Origin of the sequence: Neisseria dentiae (assembly GCF_014055005.1) — a bacterium.
Taxonomy (GTDB): domain Bacteria; phylum Pseudomonadota; class Gammaproteobacteria; order Burkholderiales; family Neisseriaceae; genus Neisseria; species Neisseria dentiae.
The window spans coordinates 2,423,833-2,445,591 of record NZ_CP059570.1; the positions used below are offsets into that span (position 1 = coordinate 2,423,833).

Here is a 21,759-nt window from a genome sequence, read left to right on the forward strand (position 1 = left end):
TTGATTATTGTGAAGCGTAAAACACCAAGTTAATTAAGTAGTAAAATTACTTAATCAGTTTGGCGAAATATTCCAAAGTGCGCACCAGCTGGCAGGTGTACGACATTTCGTTGTCGTACCAAGCCACGGTTTTCACCAGTTGTTTGTCGCCCACGGTCATCACGCGGGTTTGGGTTGCGTCAAACAATGAGCCGGCTTCTAAACCGATAACGTCGGAAGATACGATTTGGTCTTCGGTGTAGCCGTAAGACTCGCTCTGCGCGGCTTTCATGGCGGCGTTGATTTCTTCAACGGTAACGGTTTTCTCGAGCACGGTAACCAGCTCGGTCAGCGAACCGGTGGCCACGGGCACGCGCTGGGCGGAGCCGTCGAGTTTGCCGTTAAGCTCGGGAATCACCAAACCGATGGCTTTGGCGGCGCCGGTGCTGTTGGGCACGATGTTGAGCGCGGCGGCGCGGGCGCGGCGGAAGTCGCCTTTGCGGTGCGGCGCGTCCAGCGTGTTTTGGTCGCCGGTGTAGGCGTGGATAGTGGTCATCAGGCCTTCGACCACGCCGAATTGTTTTTGCAGCACGGCGGCCATCGGCGCCAGGCAGTTGGTGGTGCACGAAGCGGCGGAAATCACGGTTTCGCTGCCGTCGAGAATGTTTTCGTTCACGCCGTAAACCACGGTTTTCACATCGTTGCCGCCGGGTGCGGAAATCACCACTTTTTTGGCGCCGGCGCGGATATGAGCTTCGGCTTTGTCTTTTTTGGTGAAGAAACCGGTGCATTCCAGCACCACGTCCACACCCAATTCGCCCCACGGCAGCTCTTCGGGGTTGGGGTTGGCGAACACTTTGATTTCTTTGCCGGCCACCACGATGGCGTTGTCTTTCAGCTCGGCGGCGCCCTCGAAACGGCCTTGGGTGCTGTCGTATTTAAACAGGTGCAGCAGCATATCGGCGGGCGTTAAGTCGTTTACCGCCACTACTTCGATGCCTTCGGCTTTGATGATTTGGCGCAAAGCCAGACGGCCGATGCGGCCGAAGCCGTTAATCGCAACTTTAATGCTCATTTCGATTTGCTCCTTAAAACAATAGGTTTCGGGTTGATTGCTTGATTGGGCACTTTTTACCATGAAATAAAATTACTACCTAGCACTACTTTCATAAAACTACACAAAATCTGATTTAAATTAAGTAAGCGGCGGATAAAGGCCGTCTGAAAAATTTTAATAATCTGATTTAAAATATAAAAAGATTATTTTGAAGAAAACCGACCTATCTTGTGGATAACTCGTTTTATGTTTTTAAAACATCAGGATAGAGTTAATCGAAGTTGTGGGGCAAAACGGTATAAATCCGAAATCAATAAGGATAAAACTGAAATAATCTTTCAAGCTGTGGATAAACAGTTAAGCGTCCACATTTTTTCAGACGGCCTATGCAAGATAACGATAAGTAAATACTATTAAAAATATTATGTCGGCAGTTCTGTTTTATCGTATTATCCGAAACGTATTTTGTGAAAGGCAAAACTATGCTGCAAAGAACCCTGGCAAAGCCCGTCAGCGTAACCGGCGTCGGCCTGCATTCCGGCGAACGCGTGGCGCTCACGCTCCACCCCGCGCCTGAAAACAGCGGTATTTCGTTCCGCCGCACCGATTTGGGCGGCGAACAGGGCGAAGTGATTGCGCTCAACCCCTACCTGATTAACGACACCCGCTTATCTTCCACCGTGGTAACCGATGCAGGCGTGCGCGTGGGCACCATCGAGCACATTATGTCGGCATTGGCCGCTTACGGCGTCGATAATGCGCTAATCGAATTGAACGCGCCAGAAATCCCGATTATGGACGGCTCCAGCCTGCCTTTCATCTATCTGCTGCAAGATGCGGGCATCGTCGATCAAAAAGCGCAGAAACGCTTCTTGAAGATTTTAAAACCGGTGGAAGTGAAAGAAACCGGCAAATGGGTGCGCTTCACCCCCTACAACGGTTTCAAGGTAACGCTCACCATCGAATTCGACCACCCCGTGTTCAACCGCAGCAACCCCACGTTTGAAATCGATTTCGCCGGCAAATCCTATATCGACGAAATCGCCCGCGCGCGCACTTTCGGCTTTATGCAGGAAGTGGAGCTGATGCGCTCGCACAACCTCGGCCTGGGCGGCAACCTTTCCAACGCCATCGTCATCGACGATACCGACGTGCTCAACCCCGAAGGGCTGCGCTATCCCGACGAATTCGTGCGCCATAAAATCCTCGATGCCATCGGCGACTTATACATCGTCGGCCACCCGATTATCGGCGCGTTTGAGGGCTACAAATCCGGCCACGCCATCAACAACGCCCTGCTGCGCGCGGTTTTGGCCGACGAAACCGCCTACGAATGGGTGGAATTCGCCGACGACGAAGACCTGCCCGCCGCCTTCCACCGCCTGCCCACCGCGGCTTGATTGGTGCGGGCTGCTTAAAAGGCTAAAATGCCGAGACCTTTGCAAAAATACCTTAAGGCCGTCTGAAAAATCTTTTCAGATGGCCTTTCAGCAACCCGAAACGGCAGAAATTATTTGTCCAGCCGAACGGTTTTTCCTTTGATTTTGGCGCAAACGCCGCTGCCGTCGGCGCAGCGGGACAGTTTGCCTTTGCCGACGGCGTTATTGATGTCGGCAATCCATTCGGAGCGGATCATTTCCTGACGGGCGTATTTCATCATAAAAACAGCCGAGCCGATGCTGATAACGGCGGCAACAGCCAGGGCGGCGAATGCCGTCCACTGGAATATTTTCAGCCGCTTGGCGGCTTCACGCTGCTGTTTGTCCGCATGGGCGGCAATAACGGCAAACTCGCGGCAGAGTTTTTCAACGCCCTGCTCAAATTCCTGCAAAGGTTTTTCCACGGCCGAAGCCACCGTGCCGGCGGTCAGGCCTTTGATGCTGCGCGCCGTATCGCCCAACGAGCGGCCCGCTTCATCCATCGCACTTTTGGCTTTCCAATGCGCCGTTTCAATCAATTTTTGCCGCTGGTCGTTTTTACCCTGAAGCAGAACGATATTCTGAATCAGGCGGTCGATTTTCGTTTCCAAATTCATTTGCTTTTCCCTTTTGCCGTTACAGGCTCATCACAGGCCCGCGCGGGCGCAGCATTTCCTGCTCGCGGTCGTAGTCGATAGCGGCCTGCATGCTTTCGCGTTCAAACTGCTTGGCCTGGTCGGAGGCCATCAGGCTTTCGAGGGCTTTGTCGTGCAGTTCTTCATCGTCGGAGAGCAGCGCGGCGAAAGCGTAATCGATAAATTCGGCATCCGAGGCGTTGGGCGGCAGCGGCTGGGAAATATCGGGCGCGCGGCCCAGCAGGAAGGCCGGCTGGAGCGGGTCGTTGTACGACATATTGTTCGGGTCTTTGTCTATCAGCTCGCGGGTTTTGTGATACATTTCCTGCGTTTTGTCGAAATTTTGCTTGATTTGGTGTATCCCGCCGCGCACTTTTTCGACATCGCCGCGGTAATCCTCGATCATATGCCTGTTTTCGTCGGCCAGCCTGCGGGCGCGGGAATAATTGGGTTCGGACAGAATAGAATCGGGGCCGGTGAAGTTACCTATCAGGTGCGCCCCCACAGACTGACCCGAGGTAAGAAAAGCGCGGCTGGCCATATTGTCGCCGCTGTTGCCGTAGCCTTGCTGTTTCAGTCTGGAAATGTCGTTTCCGGTGGCGAGCAGGACTTCCCTGCCGTAGTGCGGGGCGGCCGCAGCCACGGGGTCGGAGGCCCTGATATAGTTGGTTACGCGGTCGCCGCCTTCGGGAATGCCCTTGATGGCGGCGGCGCCGTAGGCATTGAAGGTTACGCCCCGCTGGCCGTGGCGGTAGGCTTGGGTTTGGGCATGGTTGCCGCCGAGGGAATGGCCGTTTTGGAGAATGGTGGGGGTAGGACGGCTCGTATCTTTACGGTATATTTTGTTTACTTCATCAAAGGCCAATTCAGTTAGTTTATTTGCATCATTTGCCTGACGGTTGGTTTTGTCGGCCACCATGCCCCAGTTGGTCTGCCAGTCTTTCAGAGTCAGCGGTTCGGTACCGCGGTGGGTAACGATAACGGCGTTGGTTTTTATATCCTGATAGACGGCGCCGTAATAGCCGTTTTGCGGGTTGGCATGGACGGCAAGGACTTTGTAGTGATTACCGCCGATAATGACCGTCTTATTGGGTGGCGTTACTCGACGGTCATTGTAAACGTCGTCGGCAAGGTCGGCATATTGCTGTGTGGTGGGGTAATTCATGGTTTAACCTCCTCAAAGGTGATTGTAATGCTGAATAAATCTTGGCGACGTTCAGGGGAAAACCATTCTAAAGGCTCGCCAAAATCAGTAAAATTTGTTCCGTCACTTCTTAAATAAACAGTACCGTCATCATTTCGATAATAAGGATACGCACCGTTCCAATAATACTTAACCAGCTTTTTTTCCTTAAGCAGGTTTTCCATCACATCGCTGACGTTAAATTCCGTTTCTTCAGGCTTTCCCGTCGCTTTGAACGATACGCCGAAATTCTCAGGCTCCCAATGGCAGACACCCTGACCGAAATAGTCTTCGTCAAGCATCGCATCAAAATAAACCACCGTTTCGTATTCGTTCTCTCCGATTGACTGCATTGGTGTTTGAATGTCTTTTGCGGGTTCCGTATCCGCACCTTCGAAATGGTTGATGGTGTACTGACAGTTCCATGCCTTATAACCTGTGTACATTTCTGTCATCAGCTTCATTGGCCCGGGCGCGCCGTCGATTTTAATCCTGATACGGTATGCTTCTTTGGGATTGGGGTTTAAACGGAAACGTTTTTCCGTCTGTTTTTGAATATCCATGCGTTCCTCCAACCAGCCGCAGCCCGTCAGGCTTGCGGCGGATAACAGTGTGGCGGTTAATAATACGGCTAAGGGTTTCATAAAGATTCCTTTGCTTTACGAATATATAATCAGGCCGTCTGAAAAACTTTCAAACGGCCTGATTATACATTCGGGCGGGTTGCGCAGGCAGCGGTTCCGTACCCCGGTGGGTAACGATCACGGCGTTGTTTTTTATATCCTGATAGACGGCGCCGTAATAGCCGTTTTGCGGGTTGGCATGGACAGCCAACACCTTATAACGATGTCCTCCGATATTGATTGACTCGCCGTCTTTGGTAACTTGGCGGTCGTTGTATACGTCGTCGGCAAGGTCGGCATATTGCTGCGGGGAGGGATTGCTCATGATTTTATCTCCTCAAGGGTAAGGGTTATGGTAAATAAATCTTTTTGTCGGTCCGGAGCATAGCCATCAGGGGTATTGCTCCCGAAACTAACCGTATCGTTATCATTGTAAATAGAACCGTCATCTTTAAGAAGATAAGGGTAAGCACCTTTCCAATAATACTTAACCAGCTTTTTTTCCTTAAGCAGGTTTTCCATCACATCGCTGACGTTAAATTCCGTTTCTTCAGGCTTTCCCGTCGCTTTGAACGATACGCCGAAATTCTCAGGCTCCCAATGGCAGACACCCTGACCGAAATAGTCTTCGTCAAGCATCGCATCAAAATAAACCACCGTTTCGTATTCGTTCTCTCCGATTGACTGCATTGGTGTTTGAATGTCTTTTGCGGGTTCCGTATCCGCACCTTCGAAATGGTTGATGGTGTACTGACAGTTCCATGCCTTATAACCTGTGTACATTTCTGTCATCAGCTTCATTGGCCCGGGTGCGCCGTCGATTTTAATCCTGATGCGGTAGGCTTCTTTGGGATTGGGGTTTAAACGGAAACGTTTTTCCGTCTGTTTTTGAATATCCATGCGTTCCTCCAACCAGCCGCAGCCCGTCAGGCTTGCGGCGGATAACAGTGTGGCGGTTAATAATGCGGCTAAGGGTTTCATAAAGATTCCTTTGCTTTACGAATATATAGTGGATTAAAATAAGAATGCCGAAGTAGGGTAAAACGATTCTTTAGCATATCGCCCAATTGCAAGTTTGAATGCAGTTATTTCATTTCGGAGTTTTTATTTGAATTCACTATATAATCAGGCCGTCTGAAAAAATCTTAGGAAATTCTAATCCGTACAGTTTTTGAGAATACTCAAAAATCCCAAAATGGGTTTTCAAGCAAAAATAAAAAGTATAAACAATGCTGGATTTTTCTACAAATAATGCCGTCTGAAAAATATTTTTCAGACGGCATTATTTATTTAAAATATCAAATAGTTATAAAACTACAACACCTTATCCCAATCCCCTTCGCCGCCCTCTTCGTCTTCGGCGCAGAAAAACGAATACAGCAGCGCGATGGTTTCGTTTACCCGCGGGTCGGCGATGTAATACAAACGCTCGCGGTGTTTCACTTCGCAATTAATCAGCCCCGCTTCGCGCAGCAGCGCAAGCTGGTTCGACATGGCCGCCTGCGGCAGGCCGGTCATTTCGGCCAGCTCGGTAACGTTGCGGCGCGTGTCTTGCAGGCTGCACAACACGGCCAGGCGGTTGGTGTTGGCCAGCAGCTTCAAAAAAGCCGTGGCCTGTTCGTATTTGTCGGACATTTCTTCTTGCATGGCGGCGTTCCGTTCGGCAAATCATTCAAGCACGATTGTATAGCGGATTCAATTAATTTTCGATACAAAGCAGCAAGCCGCAAACAATACAAATAGTATGGCAAGGCGCAGCAACGCCGTAGCAAAAGTTAAGTTAATCCGCTATAGCGGCAATTGAGGCCGTCTGAAAGTTTTGTGCACCGGTTTCAGACGGCCCCGGTAAAACAGAAAAGCCGGTTTGAAACCTTTGCAAGTTGTTTCGTTATTTTTAAAGCCCTGCGTCATGCTCCGGGCATTTTTTGTTCGAAAGAAACAGAGATACCCGGGTCAAGCCCGGGTATGACGGCGGTTGGATATTTCAGACGGCTTTAACAACTTGCAAAACCTCAGCCTGATAAAGCGGAAAACCGGTTTATTGCAAACGGCGGTTCCACGGCATATGCACCAGCAGCCGCGCCATGCCGCAGAATCCGGTCAAACCCGCCGTGAGCAAGCCGGCGCCTACAAATGCGCACACAAGATAAAACGCCGGCGACACCAGCCAGCCCAACAATGCGCCGAGCAGAACCAGCGAACCGGCGGCAATCTGCACTTGGCGCATCAGCTCCAGAGGCTGCGAACGATCGATCAGGGTGGGCAGGCCCACGCTTTTCCAGCCGTCCAAGCCTTTTTCCAAAATAAACGCTTCCCTTCCCCCGGCGGCCTGCTCCAGCGCTGCTGCTGCGTTTTGTGTGCGCATACCCGATTTGCAGTGAAAAATCACGCACGGCGCCTGTTGCGCCGCATCGGGCAAACCTTCCGCCTGCAATTGCGGCAAAGGCCGCAGCAGGGCGTTTTCGATGTGTTCGCGGCGGTATTCGTCGGCAGCGCGGATATCGACCAACACCGCGCCCTGTTTCAGTTTGGTTTGGGCGTCGGCAATGCTGATGGTGCGGATGTTCATGATGTTCCTTTTTATTCTGATGGTTTGAGGCCTTTGCAAAACTGCCTTCAGGCCGTCTGAAATGCTTAAATTCCGTCATTCCCGCGTAGGCGGGAATGACGATAATCGGATGTTTCAGACGGCCTTAAGGTATTTTTTGCAAAGGTCTCAGATATTTATTTCTTACCCAAGCGGCAGGTGTTGATACCGAAAATCCGATACAGGGGGCAGTTCGACAGCAGGCCGGTAGCCAGCGGCACGATGCCCAGCCAGCCCCACCAGCCGATGATGCCGGCAGCCGCCAAAACGATTAATAATGCGCCTGCCGCGATGCGGATGGCTTTATCGATGCCGCCTACGTTTTGTTTCATGGTTCTTCTCCTTATTATTTTATATAAAAACTTTTTTATATATTTTAAATTTTATATTATTTAAATTTTAGCTGTCAACAATAATGCAAACAGCCGAGACCTTTGCAAAACCTCCAGATGTGGATGCAGTTCAAGGCGTAGCAGCACAGCGAGCGCAGACATAACATGGAGTTAGGCAAGCGAGCGAGCAGCACACAACGCAGAAATGCGCCGCAGATGGCGGTTTTGCAAAGGTCTCAGGCCGTCTGAAATGGTTTCAGACGGCCTGCTTATTTTTTAAAAACAATCAATTAATCCAAACATCAATCGCCCATCACCTGGCCTTCCCTGCGCGGGTCGGCGCCGCCTTGCAGGCCGGTTTTGCCGATTACGATGCCCTGCACGCCCGAGTTCAAATCACGCACCTGCACTTTGTAGCCCAGTTTTTCCAAATCGGGGGCTTTGGCGGCGGCTGCGCTGTTTTCCTCCAACTCATAGGCACTGCCGCGGTTGAGCATATTGGGCAGGTCGATGGCGGCTTGGATATCCATGCCCCAGTCGATGTGGGCGGTTAGGGTTTTGGCCACATAACCGATGATGCGGCTGCCGCCGGGCGAGCCTACGGCCATATAGGGTTCGCCGTTTTTCATCACGATGGTGGGCGCCATCGAAGAGCGCGGGCGTTTGCCGCCGGCCACGCTGTTGGCCACGGTTTTGCCTTCTGCATCAACGGGGTTGAACGCAAAATCGGTTAACTCGTTGTTGAGCAGGTAGCCGTTGGCCATCAGGGTGGAACCGAAAGCGTTTTCGATGGAAGTGGTCATCGAAACCACGTTGCCGCTTTTATCCACCACCGCGATATGGCTGGTGGAAGGCAGCTCCATGCCCTGCCCTTTGCCCTGCGTACGGGCGAAACCGCCGGGGCTTACCTGCGGCAGCGCGCCGTAGCTGTTTGCAATCAAACCGGCACGCAGTTTCAGGTATTCGGGGTGCAGCATGGCACGCACCGGCACATCGGCAAAGGCGGGATCGGCCACATAATAATCGCGGTCGGCAAACGCCAGGCGCGATGCATCACCCAGCACGCGCCAGCTTTGGATATTGCCTGCGCCCATGGCTTTCATGTCGAAATGCCGCATCACACCGAAAATCTGCGCCAGCGCGATGCCGCCCGAGCTGGGCGCGTCCATGCCGCAGATTTCAAATTCGCGGTAAGGCGCACAAACCGGCTCGCGCTCGATAATGCGGTAGTTTCTCAAATCGGCCGCCGTGATTTTGCCGGGGTTGTCTTTCGCGCCGTTCACGGCTTTGATAATGTTTTCGGCAGGCTTGCCGCGGTAAAACGGCGCGCTGCCTTTGGCCGCCAAAAGTTTCACCGATGCGGCGAATTTCGGGTTTTTCAACACGTCGCCCGCTGCCGGCGGTTTGCCGCCGGGCAGAAAATAAGCGGCGGTTTCGGGGTAGCGTTGCAGATATTGCCGGTTTTGTTCGATGGATTTCGCCATGCGCGGCGACACGGCAAAACCCCGTTCGGCCAGAGCCACCGGCTTGGCAAACAGGGTTTTCCACGGCAGTTTGCCGTAGCGTTTGTGCACGTCTTCCAACAGCTTGGGCACGCCAGGCACGCCCACCGAACGGCCGCCCACCACCGCCTGCATAAATTCGAGCGGTTTGCCGTTTTCATCTAAAAAAAGCTGCGGCGTGGCGGCCTGCGGTGCGGTTTCGCGCGCATCGAAGGTGGTGAGCTTTTTGGCTTGGTTGTCCCAATACACCAAAAACGCGCCGCCGCCCAAACCCGAAGACTGCGGTTCGGTCAAACTCAGCGTGGTTTGCATGGCGATCATGGCATCAATGGCGCTGCCGCCGCGCTTGAGCACTTCGTAACCCGCTTCGGTGGCCAGCGGGTTGGTCGATGCCGCCATAAACTCTTTGGCTTCAACCAGCTGCTGCGCCGTTTTGCCCGTGCCCTGTTCGGGCGCATGGTTTTCTGCGGCGGGTGCGGGCTGATAGGCATGGGCGGTTAGCGAAAACGCGGCCAAGAGGCCGAGCAAAACAGGCTTTAACGGCATAATCTTCTCCTTCAGGCTGAAAAATTTTTTTAGAACAACCGCACTATACCTGATTTTTCAGACGGCCTGCCGGTTGAAGCCGGATTTATAGTGAATTCAAATAAAAACTCCGAAATGAAATAACTGCATTCAAACTTGCAATTGGGCGATATGCTAAAGAATCGTTTTACCCTACTTCGGCATTCTTATTTTAATCCACTATAATATATCGGCAAAAGGCCGTCTGAAAACTGTGCACAATCCGCCCGTTTTCCACAAATAATGCTTGGCAAGGCAAACTATCCACAATTTTCCGCAACACCCGGGGCGGGTTTTCCAAAAGGTTTTGCCAGGTTTAATTTTTTGAAAAAAAACGGTAAAAACAGGTTATCCACAGCAGTGTCAGGGCTTCAAAATCAAAGTCTTTTTATTATTTAAATGTTAAATTTTTATGTTTTAGCCCGCCCTTTTGTGCGGCCGTACAAATCCCGCAGCAAACATTGTTTAACCGCGCTTAATCGGTTAAAGTAGGCGGCTGCAATTCACAAACAAAAGGATTCCCGATGAAAGGCGATATCGGCGTAATCGGTTTGGCCGTAATGGGCCAAAACCTGATTCTCAACATGAACGACAAAGGTTTTAAAGTTGTCGCATTCAACCGCACCGTTTCCAAAGTAAACGATTTTCTCAACGGCGCAGCCAAAGGCACCAATGTTATCGGCGCAGATTCGCTGCAAGATTTGGTGGATAAACTCGAAAAACCCAGAAAAATCATGCTGATGGTGCGCGCAGGCAGCGTGGTGGACGATTTTATCGAACAGCTCGTGCCGCTTTTGGAAAAAGGCGACATCATTATCGACGGCGGCAACGCCAACTACCCCGATTCGACCCGCCGCACCAAAGCGCTGGCCGAAAAAGGCATACGTTTCGTGGGTGCGGGCGTGTCGGGCGGCGAAGAGGGCGCGCGCAACGGCCCTTCGATTATGCCCGGCGGCAACGAAGAAGCCTGGCCGCACGTTAAACCCATTTTGCAGGCGGTTGCTGCCAAAACCCCGCAAGGCGAACCCTGCTGCGACTGGGTGGGCCGCGACGGCGCCGGCCATTTCGTTAAAATGGTGCACAACGGCATCGAATACGGCGATATGCAGCTTATCTGCGAAGCCTACCAGTTTATGAAAGACGGCTTGGGCTTGAGCTATCAGCAGATGCACGAAATTTTCAGCATCTGGAACCGCACCGAGCTGGATTCCTATCTGATTCAAATTACCGCCGACATTCTGGGCTTTAAAGACGAAAACGGCGAACCGCTGGTAGAGAAGATTCTCGATACCGCCGGCCAGAAAGGCACGGGCAAATGGACGGGCATCAACGCCCTCGATTTGGGCATTCCGCTCACCCTGATTTCCGAAGCCGTGTTCGCCCGCTGCGTGTCGGCGTTTAAAGAACAGCGCACCGAAGCCGCAGAGCTGTTCGGCAAAACCGTTAAAGCGGTGGAAGGCGACAAAGCCGAATGGGTGGAAGCCCTGCGCGAAGCCCTGCTGGCCTCGAAAATCATCTCTTACGCACAAGGCTTTATGCTGATACGCGAAGCCAGCGAAGTGAACGATTGGGCGCTCAACTACGGCCAAACCGCCCTGTTATGGCGTGAAGGCTGCATTATCCGTAGCGCGTTTTTGGGCAATATCCGCGATGCCTACGAAACCAACCCCGATTTGGTGTTTCTCGGCGCCGATCCCTATTTCAAACGCATTCTCGAACAATGCCTGCCCGCGTGGCGCAAAGTGGCGGCCAAAGCCATAGAATGCGGCATTCCCATGCCGTGTATGGCATCGGCGCTGACCTTTCTCGACGGCTACACCAGCGCACGCCTGCCCGCCAACCTGTTGCAGGCCCAGCGCGATTACTTCGGCGCCCACACCTACGAGCGCACCGACAAACCGCGCGGCGAGTTTTTCCACACCAATTGGACGGGCAAGGGCGGCGATACCGCTTCCACCACTTATGATATCTAAACCGGTGTAAAAGCCTGTTTCTGCAAAGGCCGTCTGAAATATTTTCAGACGGCCTTTCACTATGTTTAATATCACGGCGTTTGCATCACATTTATCAGCTGCAGCGAAACCCGAATATAGCTTTTCCAGCCGCCCCCTTATACAATAACGCCTTTGCGCAAACCCCTTACCAATATGAAAAAATCAGCCGCCCCAAAATCTTTTGAAGAAGCCTTAAAACGCCTCGAAACGCTCACGCAGGCCATGCAGAGCAGCGAAATGCCGCTGGAAGACGCGCTGGCCGCCTATCAGGAAGGCAACGAACTGGTGAAATACTGCCAGGCCAAGCTGGCCGAAGTGGAACAAAAACTGCAAGTGCTGGATGCGGGCGAACTGAAGGAGCTGAACATTGAGCAAAGCGAATGATCTGAAAGCGTGGCAGCAAAAAGCGCAGGCGCAGACCGAGCTTGTGCTCGAAAGGCTGATGCCGCCCGAACACATTGTGCCGCAAACCCTGCATGAAGCTATGCGCTACGTTACCCTCGGCGGCGGCAAACGCCTGCGCCCGCTGCTGGTGCTGGCCGCAGCGGAATTGGGCCAAGCCGACCAAACCGCGGTGGAGCACGCGATGGCGGCGGTGGAAATGATTCATGTGTATTCGCTGGTGCACGACGATATGCCCGCGATGGACAACGACAGCCTGCGCCGCGGCAAACCCACCTGCCATGTTCGATACGACGAAGCCACCGCGCTGTTAACCGGCGACGCGCTGCAAACGCTGGCGTTCGACGTGTTGAGCCGTCCCACCGGCCTGCCCGCCGCGCGCCAGCTCAAGATGGTTGCCACGCTCGCACAGGCTTCCGGCAGCCTCGGCATGGCGGGCGGCCAGGCCATCGATTTGGCCAACGTGGGCAAACCCATGAACCAAGCCGGCTTGGAGCAGATGCACGGCCTGAAAACCGGCGCCTTAATCCGCGCCGCCGTGGCACTCGGCGCGCTGGCCTGCCCCGATTTGGGCGATGACGATTTGCAGCGCTTAGACGGTTACGCCCGCAAACTCGGCCTGGCTTTCCAAGTGATAGACGACGTGCTCGACTGCGAAGCCGACACCGCCACGCTGGGCAAAACCGCCGGCAAAGATGCCGACAACGACAAACCCACTTATGTGAAACTGATGGGCTTGGAGCCTGCCCGCCGTTATGCGGAAGATTTGGTTGCCGAAGCGGTGGCCTTATTGGCGCCGTTCGGCGAAAAAGCCGGATATTTGCGGGCATTGGCCGAATTTGTTACGGCACGTAAGCATTAGTGGTTTAGCGGCCAGTTTCTAATGTGCATAAAGGCTGTCTGAAAGATTTTTTTCAGACGGCCTTTATGCTTTCCCAAGTTTTTGAGCAGAAGAATCAATAATTTTTAAGAAAAAACGGTTATCGGCTCATGTATAATTTCACATTCTTCATGTTTTTACATATATAGGAAGCATTACCATGACCGGCATCCAGCAACGAGCAGAATTACAACGCCGCATCTGGCAGATTGCCAACGATGTGCGCGGTTCGGTTGACGGTTGGGATTTCAAGCAATATGTTTTAGGTGCGCTGTTTTACCGTTTTATCAGCGAAAATTTCGCCGCCTATATCGAACAAGGCGACGAAAGTGTCGATTATTCAACCTTTCCCGAAAACAGCCCGATTCTCAGCCAAATTAAAGAAGATACCGTCAAAACCAAAGGCTATTTCATCTATCCCGACCAGCTTTTTAAAAACGTTGCCGCCAAAGCGCATCAAAACGAGCAGCTCAACACCGATTTAAAAGCTATTTTTGATGCAATCGAAAGCTCCGCCAACGGCTACCCGTCCGAACACGACATCAAAGGCCTGTTCGCCGATTTCGATACCACATCCAACCGCCTAGGCAACACCGTTGCCGAAAAAAACAAACGCTTGGCCGCCGTGTTGAAAGGTGTGGCAGATTTGGATTTCGGCAAATTCGAAGACAACCAGATCGACCTGTTCGGTGATGCCTACGAATTTCTGATTTCCAACTACGCCGCCAACGCCGGCAAATCGGGTGGCGAATTCTTCACCCCGCAACACGTTTCCAAACTGATTGCCAAACTCGCCACATATGGGCAAACCCGCATCAACAAAATCTACGACCCGGCCTGCGGCTCGGGCAGCCTGCTGTTGCAGGCCAAAAAGCAGTTTGACGAACACATGATCGAAGAAGGCTTTTTCGGGCAGGAAATCAACCACACCACCTACAATCTTGCCCGCATGAACATGTTTCTGCACAACATCAACTACGATAAATTCCATATCGAATTGGGCGATACCCTACTCAACCCCAAATTAAAAGACGGCAAACCCTTTGATGCCATCGTATCCAATCCGCCTTATTCCGTGAAATGGATGGGCAGCGACGACCCCACTCTGATTAACGACGAGCGTTTTGCCCCCGCCGGCATTCTGCCGCCCAAATCCAAAGCCGACTTTGCCTTTATCCTGCACGCTTTAAATTACCTTTCCACCCGCGGCCGCGCCGCCATCGTTTCTTTTCCCGGCATTTTCTACCGTGGCGGTGCGGAGCAGAAAATCCGCCAATATCTGGTTGACAACAATTATGTCGAAACCGTGATTGCACTCGCACCCAATCTTTTTTACGGCACCAGTATCGCCGTCAACATCCTGGTGTTGTCCAAAGGCAAAACCGACAGCAAAACCCAATTTATCGATGCCGGTAAGCTTTTCAAAAAAGAAACCAACAACAACATTCTCACCGACGAACACATCGACCGGATCATCCAACTCTTTGCCGATAAAGCTAACGTGCCCCATCTTGCCCAATCGGTGGAAAACAGCACCATTGCCGCCAACGATTACAACCTTTCCGTCAGCAGCTATGTAGAAGCGGAAGACACCCGCGAAATCGTCGATATTGCCGCACTCAATGCCGAGATTAAAGCCACCGTGGCCAAAATTGACGAATTGCGCCAAAGCATTGACGAGATTATTGCCGAGCTGGAAGCCTGAACTGTGCCAAATATTCCGACTTACCGCACCGAAGGCAAAAAACAGCAGCAGCCCGAATAGAATATCGGCATAACTTAAAACACCGGGTAAATCAAGGCCGTCTGAAAACGGTTTCAGACGGCCTGAAAACAAACACCATGGAATACTAAAATGACAAATATCCGATTATTTGAACAACAAGAAATCCGTTCGCATTGGGATGACGAACAAGAAAAATGGTATTTCTCCATTGTGGATATTATTGCTGTTTTAACCGAACAGCAGGATTATCAAAGTGCGCGAAATTATTGGAAAGTATTAAAAAACAGATTGTTGAAAGAAGGAAATGAAACGGTTACAAATTGTAACCGGTTGAAAATGCTTGCTGCGGACGGCAAACAACGGCTGACCGATGTTGCTGATACAGAGCAGCTTTTGCGCCTTATCCAGTCTGTTCCCAGCCCTAAAGCCGAGCCGGTCAAACTATGGCTGGCGCAAACAGGCAGCGAACGCCTGAATCAGATTCAAGATCCGGAGCTAGGCATTCGGCAAGCTTTGCAGGATTACCGCAACCTCGGCTATTCCGATGATTGGATTAACCAACGGCTGAAAAGCATAGAAATCCGCAAAGAGCTTACCGACGAATGGCAGCGTGTCGGCGTACATGATCAGCAATTCGCCGTTTTAACCAATATCATCAGCCAAGCTTGGTCGGGGAAAACCGTTAAAGAATACAAGCAACACAAAGGATTAAAAAAACAGAATCTGCGCGACAATATGACCAGCACTGAACTGATTTTAAACATGCTTGCCGAAGCGTCAACCAAAGATATTTCCCAAGCCGTTAATCCTGAAACTTTTGCACAAAGCAAACAGATAGCGCAACAAGGCGGCAATGTTGCCAAAGTGGCGCGGCAGGAATTGGAAAAACAAACCGGCAAAAGCGTGATTACCAGCGACAATGCCAAAACATTACGCAAGCTGCCGGAAAAGAAAAGCAAGTCATAAAGTTCATACGCTTTCAGACAGCCTTACAGTACACGACAATTCGTAGGTCGGGCATTTATGCCCGACCTACGGCTGGCCGGCAACATCATCATTCGGGCGGCGGCGGAAGATATTGCCGCATAGGCAGAACCAAAACGATAAGCATATAGGCCGTCTGAAAACGGTTTCAGGCAGCCTCTAAAGTTATAGTGGATTAAAATAAGAATGCCGAAGTAGGGTAAAACGATTCTTTAGCATATCGCCCAATTGCAAGTTTGAATGCAGTTATTTCATTTCGGAGTTTTTATTTGAATTCACTATATTTAAGGACAACAGGATGATTCAACAAAACTTACTGCAAATGATTCAGGCGGAAAAGGTGGAGTGGAAGACGCTGGGGGAAGTATGCCAAATTAAAAAAGGCAAACAATTAAATAAGACAGAGCTAAAAGATCAAGGCTTATATCCTGCTTATAATGGAGGAAAAGGACATTCTGGTTATACAGACAATTTTAATGTTGAAGCAGATACAATTATTATTAGTCAAGGTGGAGCGTCTGCTGGTTTTGTTAATTTTATTAAAGTACCTTTTTGGGCTAATGCTCACTGTTACTATGTTCTACCCCACTCAAATATTATCAATCGTTATTTATATCATTTTTTAAAAAATAATGAACGTAGTTTTATGGATAGTCAATATGGTGCTGGTATTCCTGCATTATCACAAAGTGCATTAGAAAAAGTGGCTATACCAATCCCACCTTTAGAAACCCAGCAAAAAATCGTAAAAATACTTGACAAAATGACCAAGCTGGAAGCTACGCTGGAAGCTACGCTGGAAGCGGAACTATCCCAACGCCGCAGACAATATGAATATTACCGCAATGCGCTGTTAGATTTTGACAATCGCGGGGGGGGGGTAATAGCTAAACTTTATCCTGACTGCCTGAAAGATGTGGCGTGGAAAACGTTGGGGGAGGTGGGGGTGCTTATTCGCGGAAATGGTATGCAGAAAAAAGACTTTACTGAGATAGGCGTGCCAGCCGTGCATTACGGTCAGATTTATACCCACTACGGTACATTTGCGGCAGAAACCAAGTCTTTTGTGTCTCCAGAATTGGCAAAAAGGTTGAAAAAAGCACAATATGGCGATGTATTGATTGCAGGAACAAGTGAAAATGTTGAAGACGTAATGACACCTGTTGGCTGGCTTGGTGGGGAGATTGTTTTTTCAGGCGATATGTTTGTATTTCGCCCAAGCAAAGAACTCAATACCAAGTATCTAACTTATATGCTGCAAACCGAAAAATTTCAAAAATTCAAAGAAAAATATGCGCAGGGCACTAAAGTAATTCGTGTTAAATCCGAGAATTTTTTAAAATTTGAAATTCCCATCCCGCCCCTAGAAATCCAAGCCAAAATCGTTGCCATTCTGGATCAGTTCGACACCCTTACCCAATCCATTTCAGACGGCTTGCCGTGCGAAATCGCCTTGCGCCGCCGGCAATATGAATATTACCGCGAACAACTGCTCAACTTTGCGCCTGCCGCTTGAGTTTCAGACAGGCATTATCCTTAATGCTTGTCTGAAAAAATTTAGGCCGTCTGAAAAATATTGTAGAGAAAAATATGGCGAAAACGCTTACTGAAATTGCTCAGGAACTTAAGAATTCAGAGAAGAAAGTCCAATTGGTTTATGCCTTTAATGGCACAGGAAAAACGCGTTTATCCAAGGCTTTTCAAAATTTGGTAGCGCCCAAAGAAGAAAATGATGAGGTAGGGGAAACCCGTAAAAAAATTCTTTATTACAATGCCTTTACTGAGGATTTATTTTATTGGGACAATGATTTGAATCGAGATGCTGAGCCAAAACTGAAAATACAGCCCAATTCATTTACTCGTTGGATTTTTGAAGAACAAGGCTTGGAACAACAAGTTATCAGTAATTTCCAGCATTATACAGACGAGAAGCTGACTCCGAGTTTTAATAAGGAATATAAAACTCACGATGATCATGGGCGTGAAATAACCATTCCAGCCTTTTCAGAAGTAACTTTCTCTTTTACGCGTGGCGATGATACGCCTGAAAATTACATAAAAATTTCCAAGGGAGAAGAGAGCAATTTTATTTGGAGTGTGTTTTATACTTTATTGAATCAGGTAATCGAAGAATTGCAGATTGCAGAACCCAGTGAGCGCTCAACAGACCAATTTAATGATTTGGAATGTATTTTTATTGATGATCCTGTCAGTTCGTTGGATGAAAATCATTTGATTGAGCTTGCAGTCAATGTGGCGCAGTTGGTTAAGAATTGCCCCGAACAAAAGGTAAAATTCTTGGTTACCACTCATAATCCTTTATTCTACAATGTTCTCTATAATGAGCTTCAGCTGAGAAACGGTTATATTTTAAAACGCAATGAGGATGGAACATTCGACTTGGAAGAGAAGCAGGGAGACTCTAATAAAAGTTTTTCATATCATCTGTTTTTAAAGCAAATGATTGAAGAAGCTATCGAAAATAATGGCATTCAAAAATATAATTTTATGATATTGCGTAATCTCTATGAAAAAACAGCTAATTTTTTAGGTTATCCCAGATGGTCTGAGCTTTTACCTGATGATAAAACGGCGTATTACAAACGAATTATCCAATTTACCAGCCATTCAACATTATCTAATGAGGTTGTTGCCGAGCCGACAGAGCCGGAAAAACAAACTGTAAAATTTCTTTTAACTCATCTGACAGACAATTATCACTTTTGGAATTCAGGAAACGCATCATGATTGAAACCCGCCCCATCGCCGAAACCGATCATTTTATCGTGCTCGACCAATATGAAAAAATCGACCAATCCGGCGCGGGCTATCAAACCGAAAGCGATTTGGAACGCGAATTAATCGCCGATTTGCAGAATCAGGGCTATGAATACCGCAAGGATTTGAACAGCCGCGAAAAGCTGTTGGCCAATCTGCGCGAATCTTTGCAGAATCTGAATCATGTGGAGTTTTCAGACGGCGAATGGCAGCGGCTGTTAGACGAGTATATCGATAGGCCGTCTGAAAACATCATTGATAAAACCCGCAAAATCCATCACGACCATATTTATGATTTTGTGTTTGATAACGGGCAAATCCGCAATATTTATTTGGTCGACAAGAAAAATCCGGCGCATAACCGCTTGCAGGTAATCAATCAGTTTGAGCAGCAGGGCGTTTACGCCAACCGCTATGATGTTACTGTGTTGGTAAACGGCCTGCCTTTGGTGCAGATCGAATTGAAGAAACGCGGCGTGGCGGTGCGCGAGGCGTTTAATCAGGTGCACCGCTACACGAAGGAAAGTTTTAATGCGGAAAACTCACTGTTTAAATATCTGCAAATATTCGTGATTTCCAACGGTACCGATACGCGTTATTTCGCCAATACCACGCAGCGTGATAAAAATAGTTTTGAATTTACGATGAATTGGGCGAAATCCGATAATTCGCCGATTAAGGATTTGAAAGATTTTACTGCCACGTTTTTTCAGAAAAACACTTTGCTGAAAGTGCTGCTGCATTATTCGGTGTTTGATACCGGCAATAACCTGTTGATCATGCGGCCTTACCAGATTGCCGCCGCCGAACGGATTTTGTGGAAAATACGCGGTTCCTTCCAATCGAAAAACTGGGGTAACCGCGATGCGGCAGAAAAAAGCGGCGGTTATATCTGGCACACCACCGGCTCGGGTAAAACCTTAACCAGCTTCAAGGCGGCGCGTTTGGCCACCGGGCTGGAATTTATCGATAAAGTGTTTTTTGTGGTCGACCGCAAAGACCTCGATTATCAAACGATGAAGGAATATCAGCGGTTTTCGCCTGATAGTGCCAACGGTTCGGACAGCACGGCGGGGCTGAAGCGCAATCTGGAAAAAGACGACAATAAAATTATTGTTACCACCATCCAGAAGCTCAATAACCTGATGAAAAGTGAAGAGAGCTTGCCGGTTTATCAACAGCAGGTGGTGTTTATTTTTGACGAATGCCACCGCTCCCAGTTTGGCGAAGCACAAAAAAATCTGAAGAAAAAGTTTAAAAAATTTTATCAGTTCGGTTTTACCGGCACGCCGATTTTCCCCGAAAACGCATTGGGCGCGGAAACCACACAAAGCGTGTTCGGCACGCAATTGCATTCTTATGTGATTACCGATGCCATCCGTGATGAAAAAGTGCTGAAATTCAAGGTGGATTATAACGATGTGCGCCCGCAGTTCAAATCGTTGGAACAGGAAACCGACGAGCAGAAATTAAGTGCGGCCGAAAACCGGCAGGCGCTGCTGCATCCCGAGCGCATCCGAGAAATCTCGCAATATATTCTCAACTGTTTCAAACAGAAAACCCACCGTCTCAATGCTTCGGGCAAAGGCTTCAATGCCATGTTTGCCGTGAGTAGTGTGGAAGCGGCCAAGCTGTATTACGAAGCTTTGAAACAGTTGCAACAAGATGCCGCGCAGCCTTTAAAGATTGCCACGATTTTTTCTTTTGCAGCCAATGAAGAACAAAACGCTGTCGGCGATATTGCCGACGAAGGTTTTGAAATTTCGGCGATGGATGCCAGCGCCAAAGAGTTTCTGGCTTATGCGATTCAAGATTACAACGCGGCTTTTCGAACCAATTACAGCGTGGAAAGCCAAGCGTTTCAAAACTATTACCGCGACCTTTCCCTGCGGGTAAAAAATCAGGAAGTGGACTTGCTGATCGTGGTGGGCATGTTTCTAACCGGCTTCGATGCGCCAACGCTCAATACTTTGTTTGTCGATAAAAACCTGCGCTATCACGGCCTGCTGCAAGCCTATTCGCGCACCAACCGTATCCACAACGCTACTAAAACTTTCGGCAATATTGTTACCTTCCGCGATTTGGAGCAGGCAACGGTTGATGCCATCACTTTGTTCGGCAACAGCCAAACCCGAAACGTGGTGCTGGAAAAAAGTTATCAGGAATACATGGAAGGCTACACCGATGCACAAACCGGCGAAGCCCGCAGGGGCTATCTGGAAGTGGCGGCGGAATTGCAGCAGCGTTTTCCTGATCCCGGCAATATCGTTACCGAAAAAGACAAACGCGATTTTGCCAAGCTGTTCGGTGAATTTCTGCGCGCAGACCATATTTTGCAAAACTATGATGAGTTCGCCGCCTTACAGGCATTTCAGCAGTTGGATACGGGAGACCATGCGGCGGTTGAAGCATTCAAAGAAAAATATTATCTGACCGACGAAGACCTGCAAGCTATGCAGGCGGTGAAAATCCCCGGTGCGCGGGTAATTCAGGATTACCGCTCGGCCTATAACGATATCAGGGAATGGCTGCGCCGTGAAAAAGCAGGCAATGAAACCGCGCAATCCGCCATCAATTGGGATGACGTAGTTTTCGAAGTGGATTTGCTCAAATCTCAGGAAATCAATTTGGACTATATTTTAGAGTTGATTTTCGAACACAATAAAAAAATCAAAAACAAAAGCGAATTAACGGAAGAAATCCGGCGCATTATCCGCGCCAGTATCGGCCACCGTGCCAAAGAAAGCCTGATTGTGGATTTTATCAATCAAACGGATTTGGACGATATTCCCGACAAAGCGGGGCTTATGGAGCAGTTTTACCAATTTGCCCAACGCGAGCAGCAGCGCGAAGCAGCAGAGCTGATTGCATCGGAAAATCTGAACGAAGAAGCGGCCAAACGCTATATCACCGTTTCATTAAAACGCAAATATGTCAGCGAAAACGGCGCGGATTTAAATGCGGTCTTGCCGAAAATGAGTCCACTTAATCCACAGTATTTGACCAAAAAACAAAGTGTTTTTGAGAAAATCGCTGCGTTTGTGGAGAAATTTAAAGAAGCGGGGGGAGATATTTCATAAGAAGCCGAAATTTTGTAAGTATTTGTTATTTTAAA

Annotated in this window: 19 protein-coding genes and 1 pseudogene; 9 read left to right on the top strand and 11 right to left on the bottom strand. The window is 49.4% G+C overall.

Annotated elements, in window-relative coordinates; translation table 11 throughout:
* Positions 1-46: 46 nt before the first annotated feature.
* Positions 47-1,054, bottom strand: coding sequence for a type I glyceraldehyde-3-phosphate dehydrogenase (gene gap / locus H3L92_RS11350; protein WP_085365305.1), 1,008 nt, complete (start codon positions 1,052-1,054; stop codon positions 47-49).
* Between the two features lie 464 nt (positions 1,055-1,518).
* Here gap and lpxC point away from each other — a divergent pair, with 464 nt between their 5' ends.
* A complete protein-coding gene (gene lpxC, locus H3L92_RS11355) occupies positions 1,519-2,436 on the top strand; it encodes a UDP-3-O-acyl-N-acetylglucosamine deacetylase (RefSeq protein ID WP_085365304.1) in 918 nt (305 codons plus the stop codon).
* A gap of 110 nt (positions 2,437-2,546) precedes the next feature.
* On the opposite strand, the gene H3L92_RS11360 is transcribed toward lpxC, so the two are convergent.
* The 10 genes and pseudogenes from H3L92_RS11360 to ggt form a co-directional block, all read right to left on the bottom strand.
* Entirely contained in the window at positions 2,547-3,071 is a 525-nt protein-coding gene (locus H3L92_RS11360; RefSeq protein WP_115336241.1) for a hypothetical protein, read from the bottom strand.
* Between the two features lie 19 nt (positions 3,072-3,090).
* Positions 3,091-4,254: a Tle-like phospholipase domain-containing protein gene (locus tag H3L92_RS11365; RefSeq protein WP_085365302.1), complete on the bottom strand. Its 1,164-nt coding sequence runs from the start codon at positions 4,252-4,254 to the stop codon at positions 3,091-3,093.
* Positions 4,251-4,916 (bottom strand): hypothetical protein, encoded by a 666-nt coding sequence (locus tag H3L92_RS11370; protein WP_085365301.1) that lies wholly within the window; start codon positions 4,914-4,916, stop codon positions 4,251-4,253. The genes H3L92_RS11365 and H3L92_RS11370 overlap by 4 nt, the downstream gene beginning before the upstream one ends.
* Before the next feature lie 49 nt (positions 4,917-4,965).
* Positions 4,966-5,220: a hypothetical protein gene (locus tag H3L92_RS11375; RefSeq protein WP_085365300.1), complete on the bottom strand. Its 255-nt coding sequence runs from the start codon at positions 5,218-5,220 to the stop codon at positions 4,966-4,968.
* Positions 5,217-5,876 carry a hypothetical protein gene (locus tag H3L92_RS11380; protein WP_085365299.1) on the bottom strand — a complete coding sequence of 220 codons (660 nt, stop codon included), beginning with the start codon at positions 5,874-5,876 and terminating at the stop codon, positions 5,217-5,219. The genes H3L92_RS11375 and H3L92_RS11380 overlap by 4 nt, the downstream gene beginning before the upstream one ends.
* 333 nt (positions 5,877-6,209) lie before the next feature.
* Positions 6,210-6,542 (bottom strand): ArsR/SmtB family transcription factor, encoded by a 333-nt coding sequence (locus H3L92_RS11385; protein ID WP_085365298.1) that lies wholly within the window; start codon positions 6,540-6,542, stop codon positions 6,210-6,212.
* A gap of 391 nt (positions 6,543-6,933) precedes the next feature.
* A complete protein-coding gene (locus H3L92_RS11390; RefSeq protein ID WP_085365297.1) occupies positions 6,934-7,464 on the bottom strand; it encodes a rhodanese family protein in 531 nt (176 codons plus the stop codon).
* A 155-nt stretch (positions 7,465-7,619) separates the two neighbouring features.
* Positions 7,620-7,814 (bottom strand): YgaP family membrane protein, encoded by a 195-nt coding sequence (locus tag H3L92_RS11395; protein ID WP_085365296.1) that lies wholly within the window; start codon positions 7,812-7,814, stop codon positions 7,620-7,622.
* Positions 7,815-7,874: 60 nt separating this feature from the next.
* Positions 7,875-8,045 (bottom strand): annotated as a pseudogene (locus H3L92_RS13455) (lipoprotein signal peptidase).
* A gap of 71 nt (positions 8,046-8,116) precedes the next feature.
* Complete coding sequence (gene ggt, locus H3L92_RS11400) at positions 8,117-9,862, bottom strand: gamma-glutamyltransferase (protein ID WP_085365295.1); 1,746 nt, start codon at positions 9,860-9,862, stop codon at positions 8,117-8,119.
* A 542-nt stretch (positions 9,863-10,404) separates the two neighbouring features.
* On the opposite strand from ggt, the gene gnd reads away from it, so the two are divergent.
* The 8 genes from gnd (at position 10,405) to H3L92_RS11440 (ending at position 21,724) form a co-directional block, all read left to right on the top strand.
* On the top strand, positions 10,405-11,853 hold the full coding sequence (gene gnd, locus H3L92_RS11405; RefSeq protein WP_085365294.1) for a decarboxylating NADP(+)-dependent phosphogluconate dehydrogenase: 1,449 nt from the start codon (positions 10,405-10,407) through the stop codon (positions 11,851-11,853).
* A gap of 174 nt (positions 11,854-12,027) precedes the next feature.
* Positions 12,028-12,258, top strand: coding sequence for an exodeoxyribonuclease VII small subunit (locus H3L92_RS11410; protein WP_085365293.1), 231 nt, complete (start codon positions 12,028-12,030; stop codon positions 12,256-12,258).
* Positions 12,242-13,138 carry a polyprenyl synthetase family protein gene (locus tag H3L92_RS11415; RefSeq protein ID WP_085365292.1) on the top strand — a complete coding sequence of 299 codons (897 nt, stop codon included), beginning with the start codon at positions 12,242-12,244 and terminating at the stop codon, positions 13,136-13,138. The genes H3L92_RS11410 and H3L92_RS11415 overlap by 17 nt, the downstream gene beginning before the upstream one ends.
* Before the next feature lie 178 nt (positions 13,139-13,316).
* Positions 13,317-14,861, top strand: coding sequence for a type I restriction-modification system subunit M (locus H3L92_RS11420; RefSeq protein ID WP_085365291.1), 1,545 nt, complete (start codon positions 13,317-13,319; stop codon positions 14,859-14,861).
* A gap of 150 nt (positions 14,862-15,011) precedes the next feature.
* Positions 15,012-15,848: a BRO family protein gene (locus H3L92_RS11425; protein ID WP_085365290.1), complete on the top strand. Its 837-nt coding sequence runs from the start codon at positions 15,012-15,014 to the stop codon at positions 15,846-15,848.
* A 316-nt stretch (positions 15,849-16,164) separates the two neighbouring features.
* Positions 16,165-17,382 carry a restriction endonuclease subunit S gene (locus H3L92_RS11430; protein WP_085365289.1) on the top strand — a complete coding sequence of 406 codons (1,218 nt, stop codon included), beginning with the start codon at positions 16,165-16,167 and terminating at the stop codon, positions 17,380-17,382.
* Positions 17,383-17,456: 74 nt separating this feature from the next.
* Positions 17,457-18,614, top strand: a complete 1,158-nt coding sequence (locus H3L92_RS11435) for an AAA family ATPase (RefSeq protein WP_085365288.1) — start codon at positions 17,457-17,459, stop codon at positions 18,612-18,614.
* Positions 18,608-21,724 carry a type I restriction endonuclease subunit R gene (locus H3L92_RS11440; RefSeq protein WP_085365331.1) on the top strand — a complete coding sequence of 1,039 codons (3,117 nt, stop codon included), beginning with the start codon at positions 18,608-18,610 and terminating at the stop codon, positions 21,722-21,724. The genes H3L92_RS11435 and H3L92_RS11440 overlap by 7 nt, the downstream gene beginning before the upstream one ends.
* Positions 21,725-21,759 lie beyond the last annotated feature (35 nt).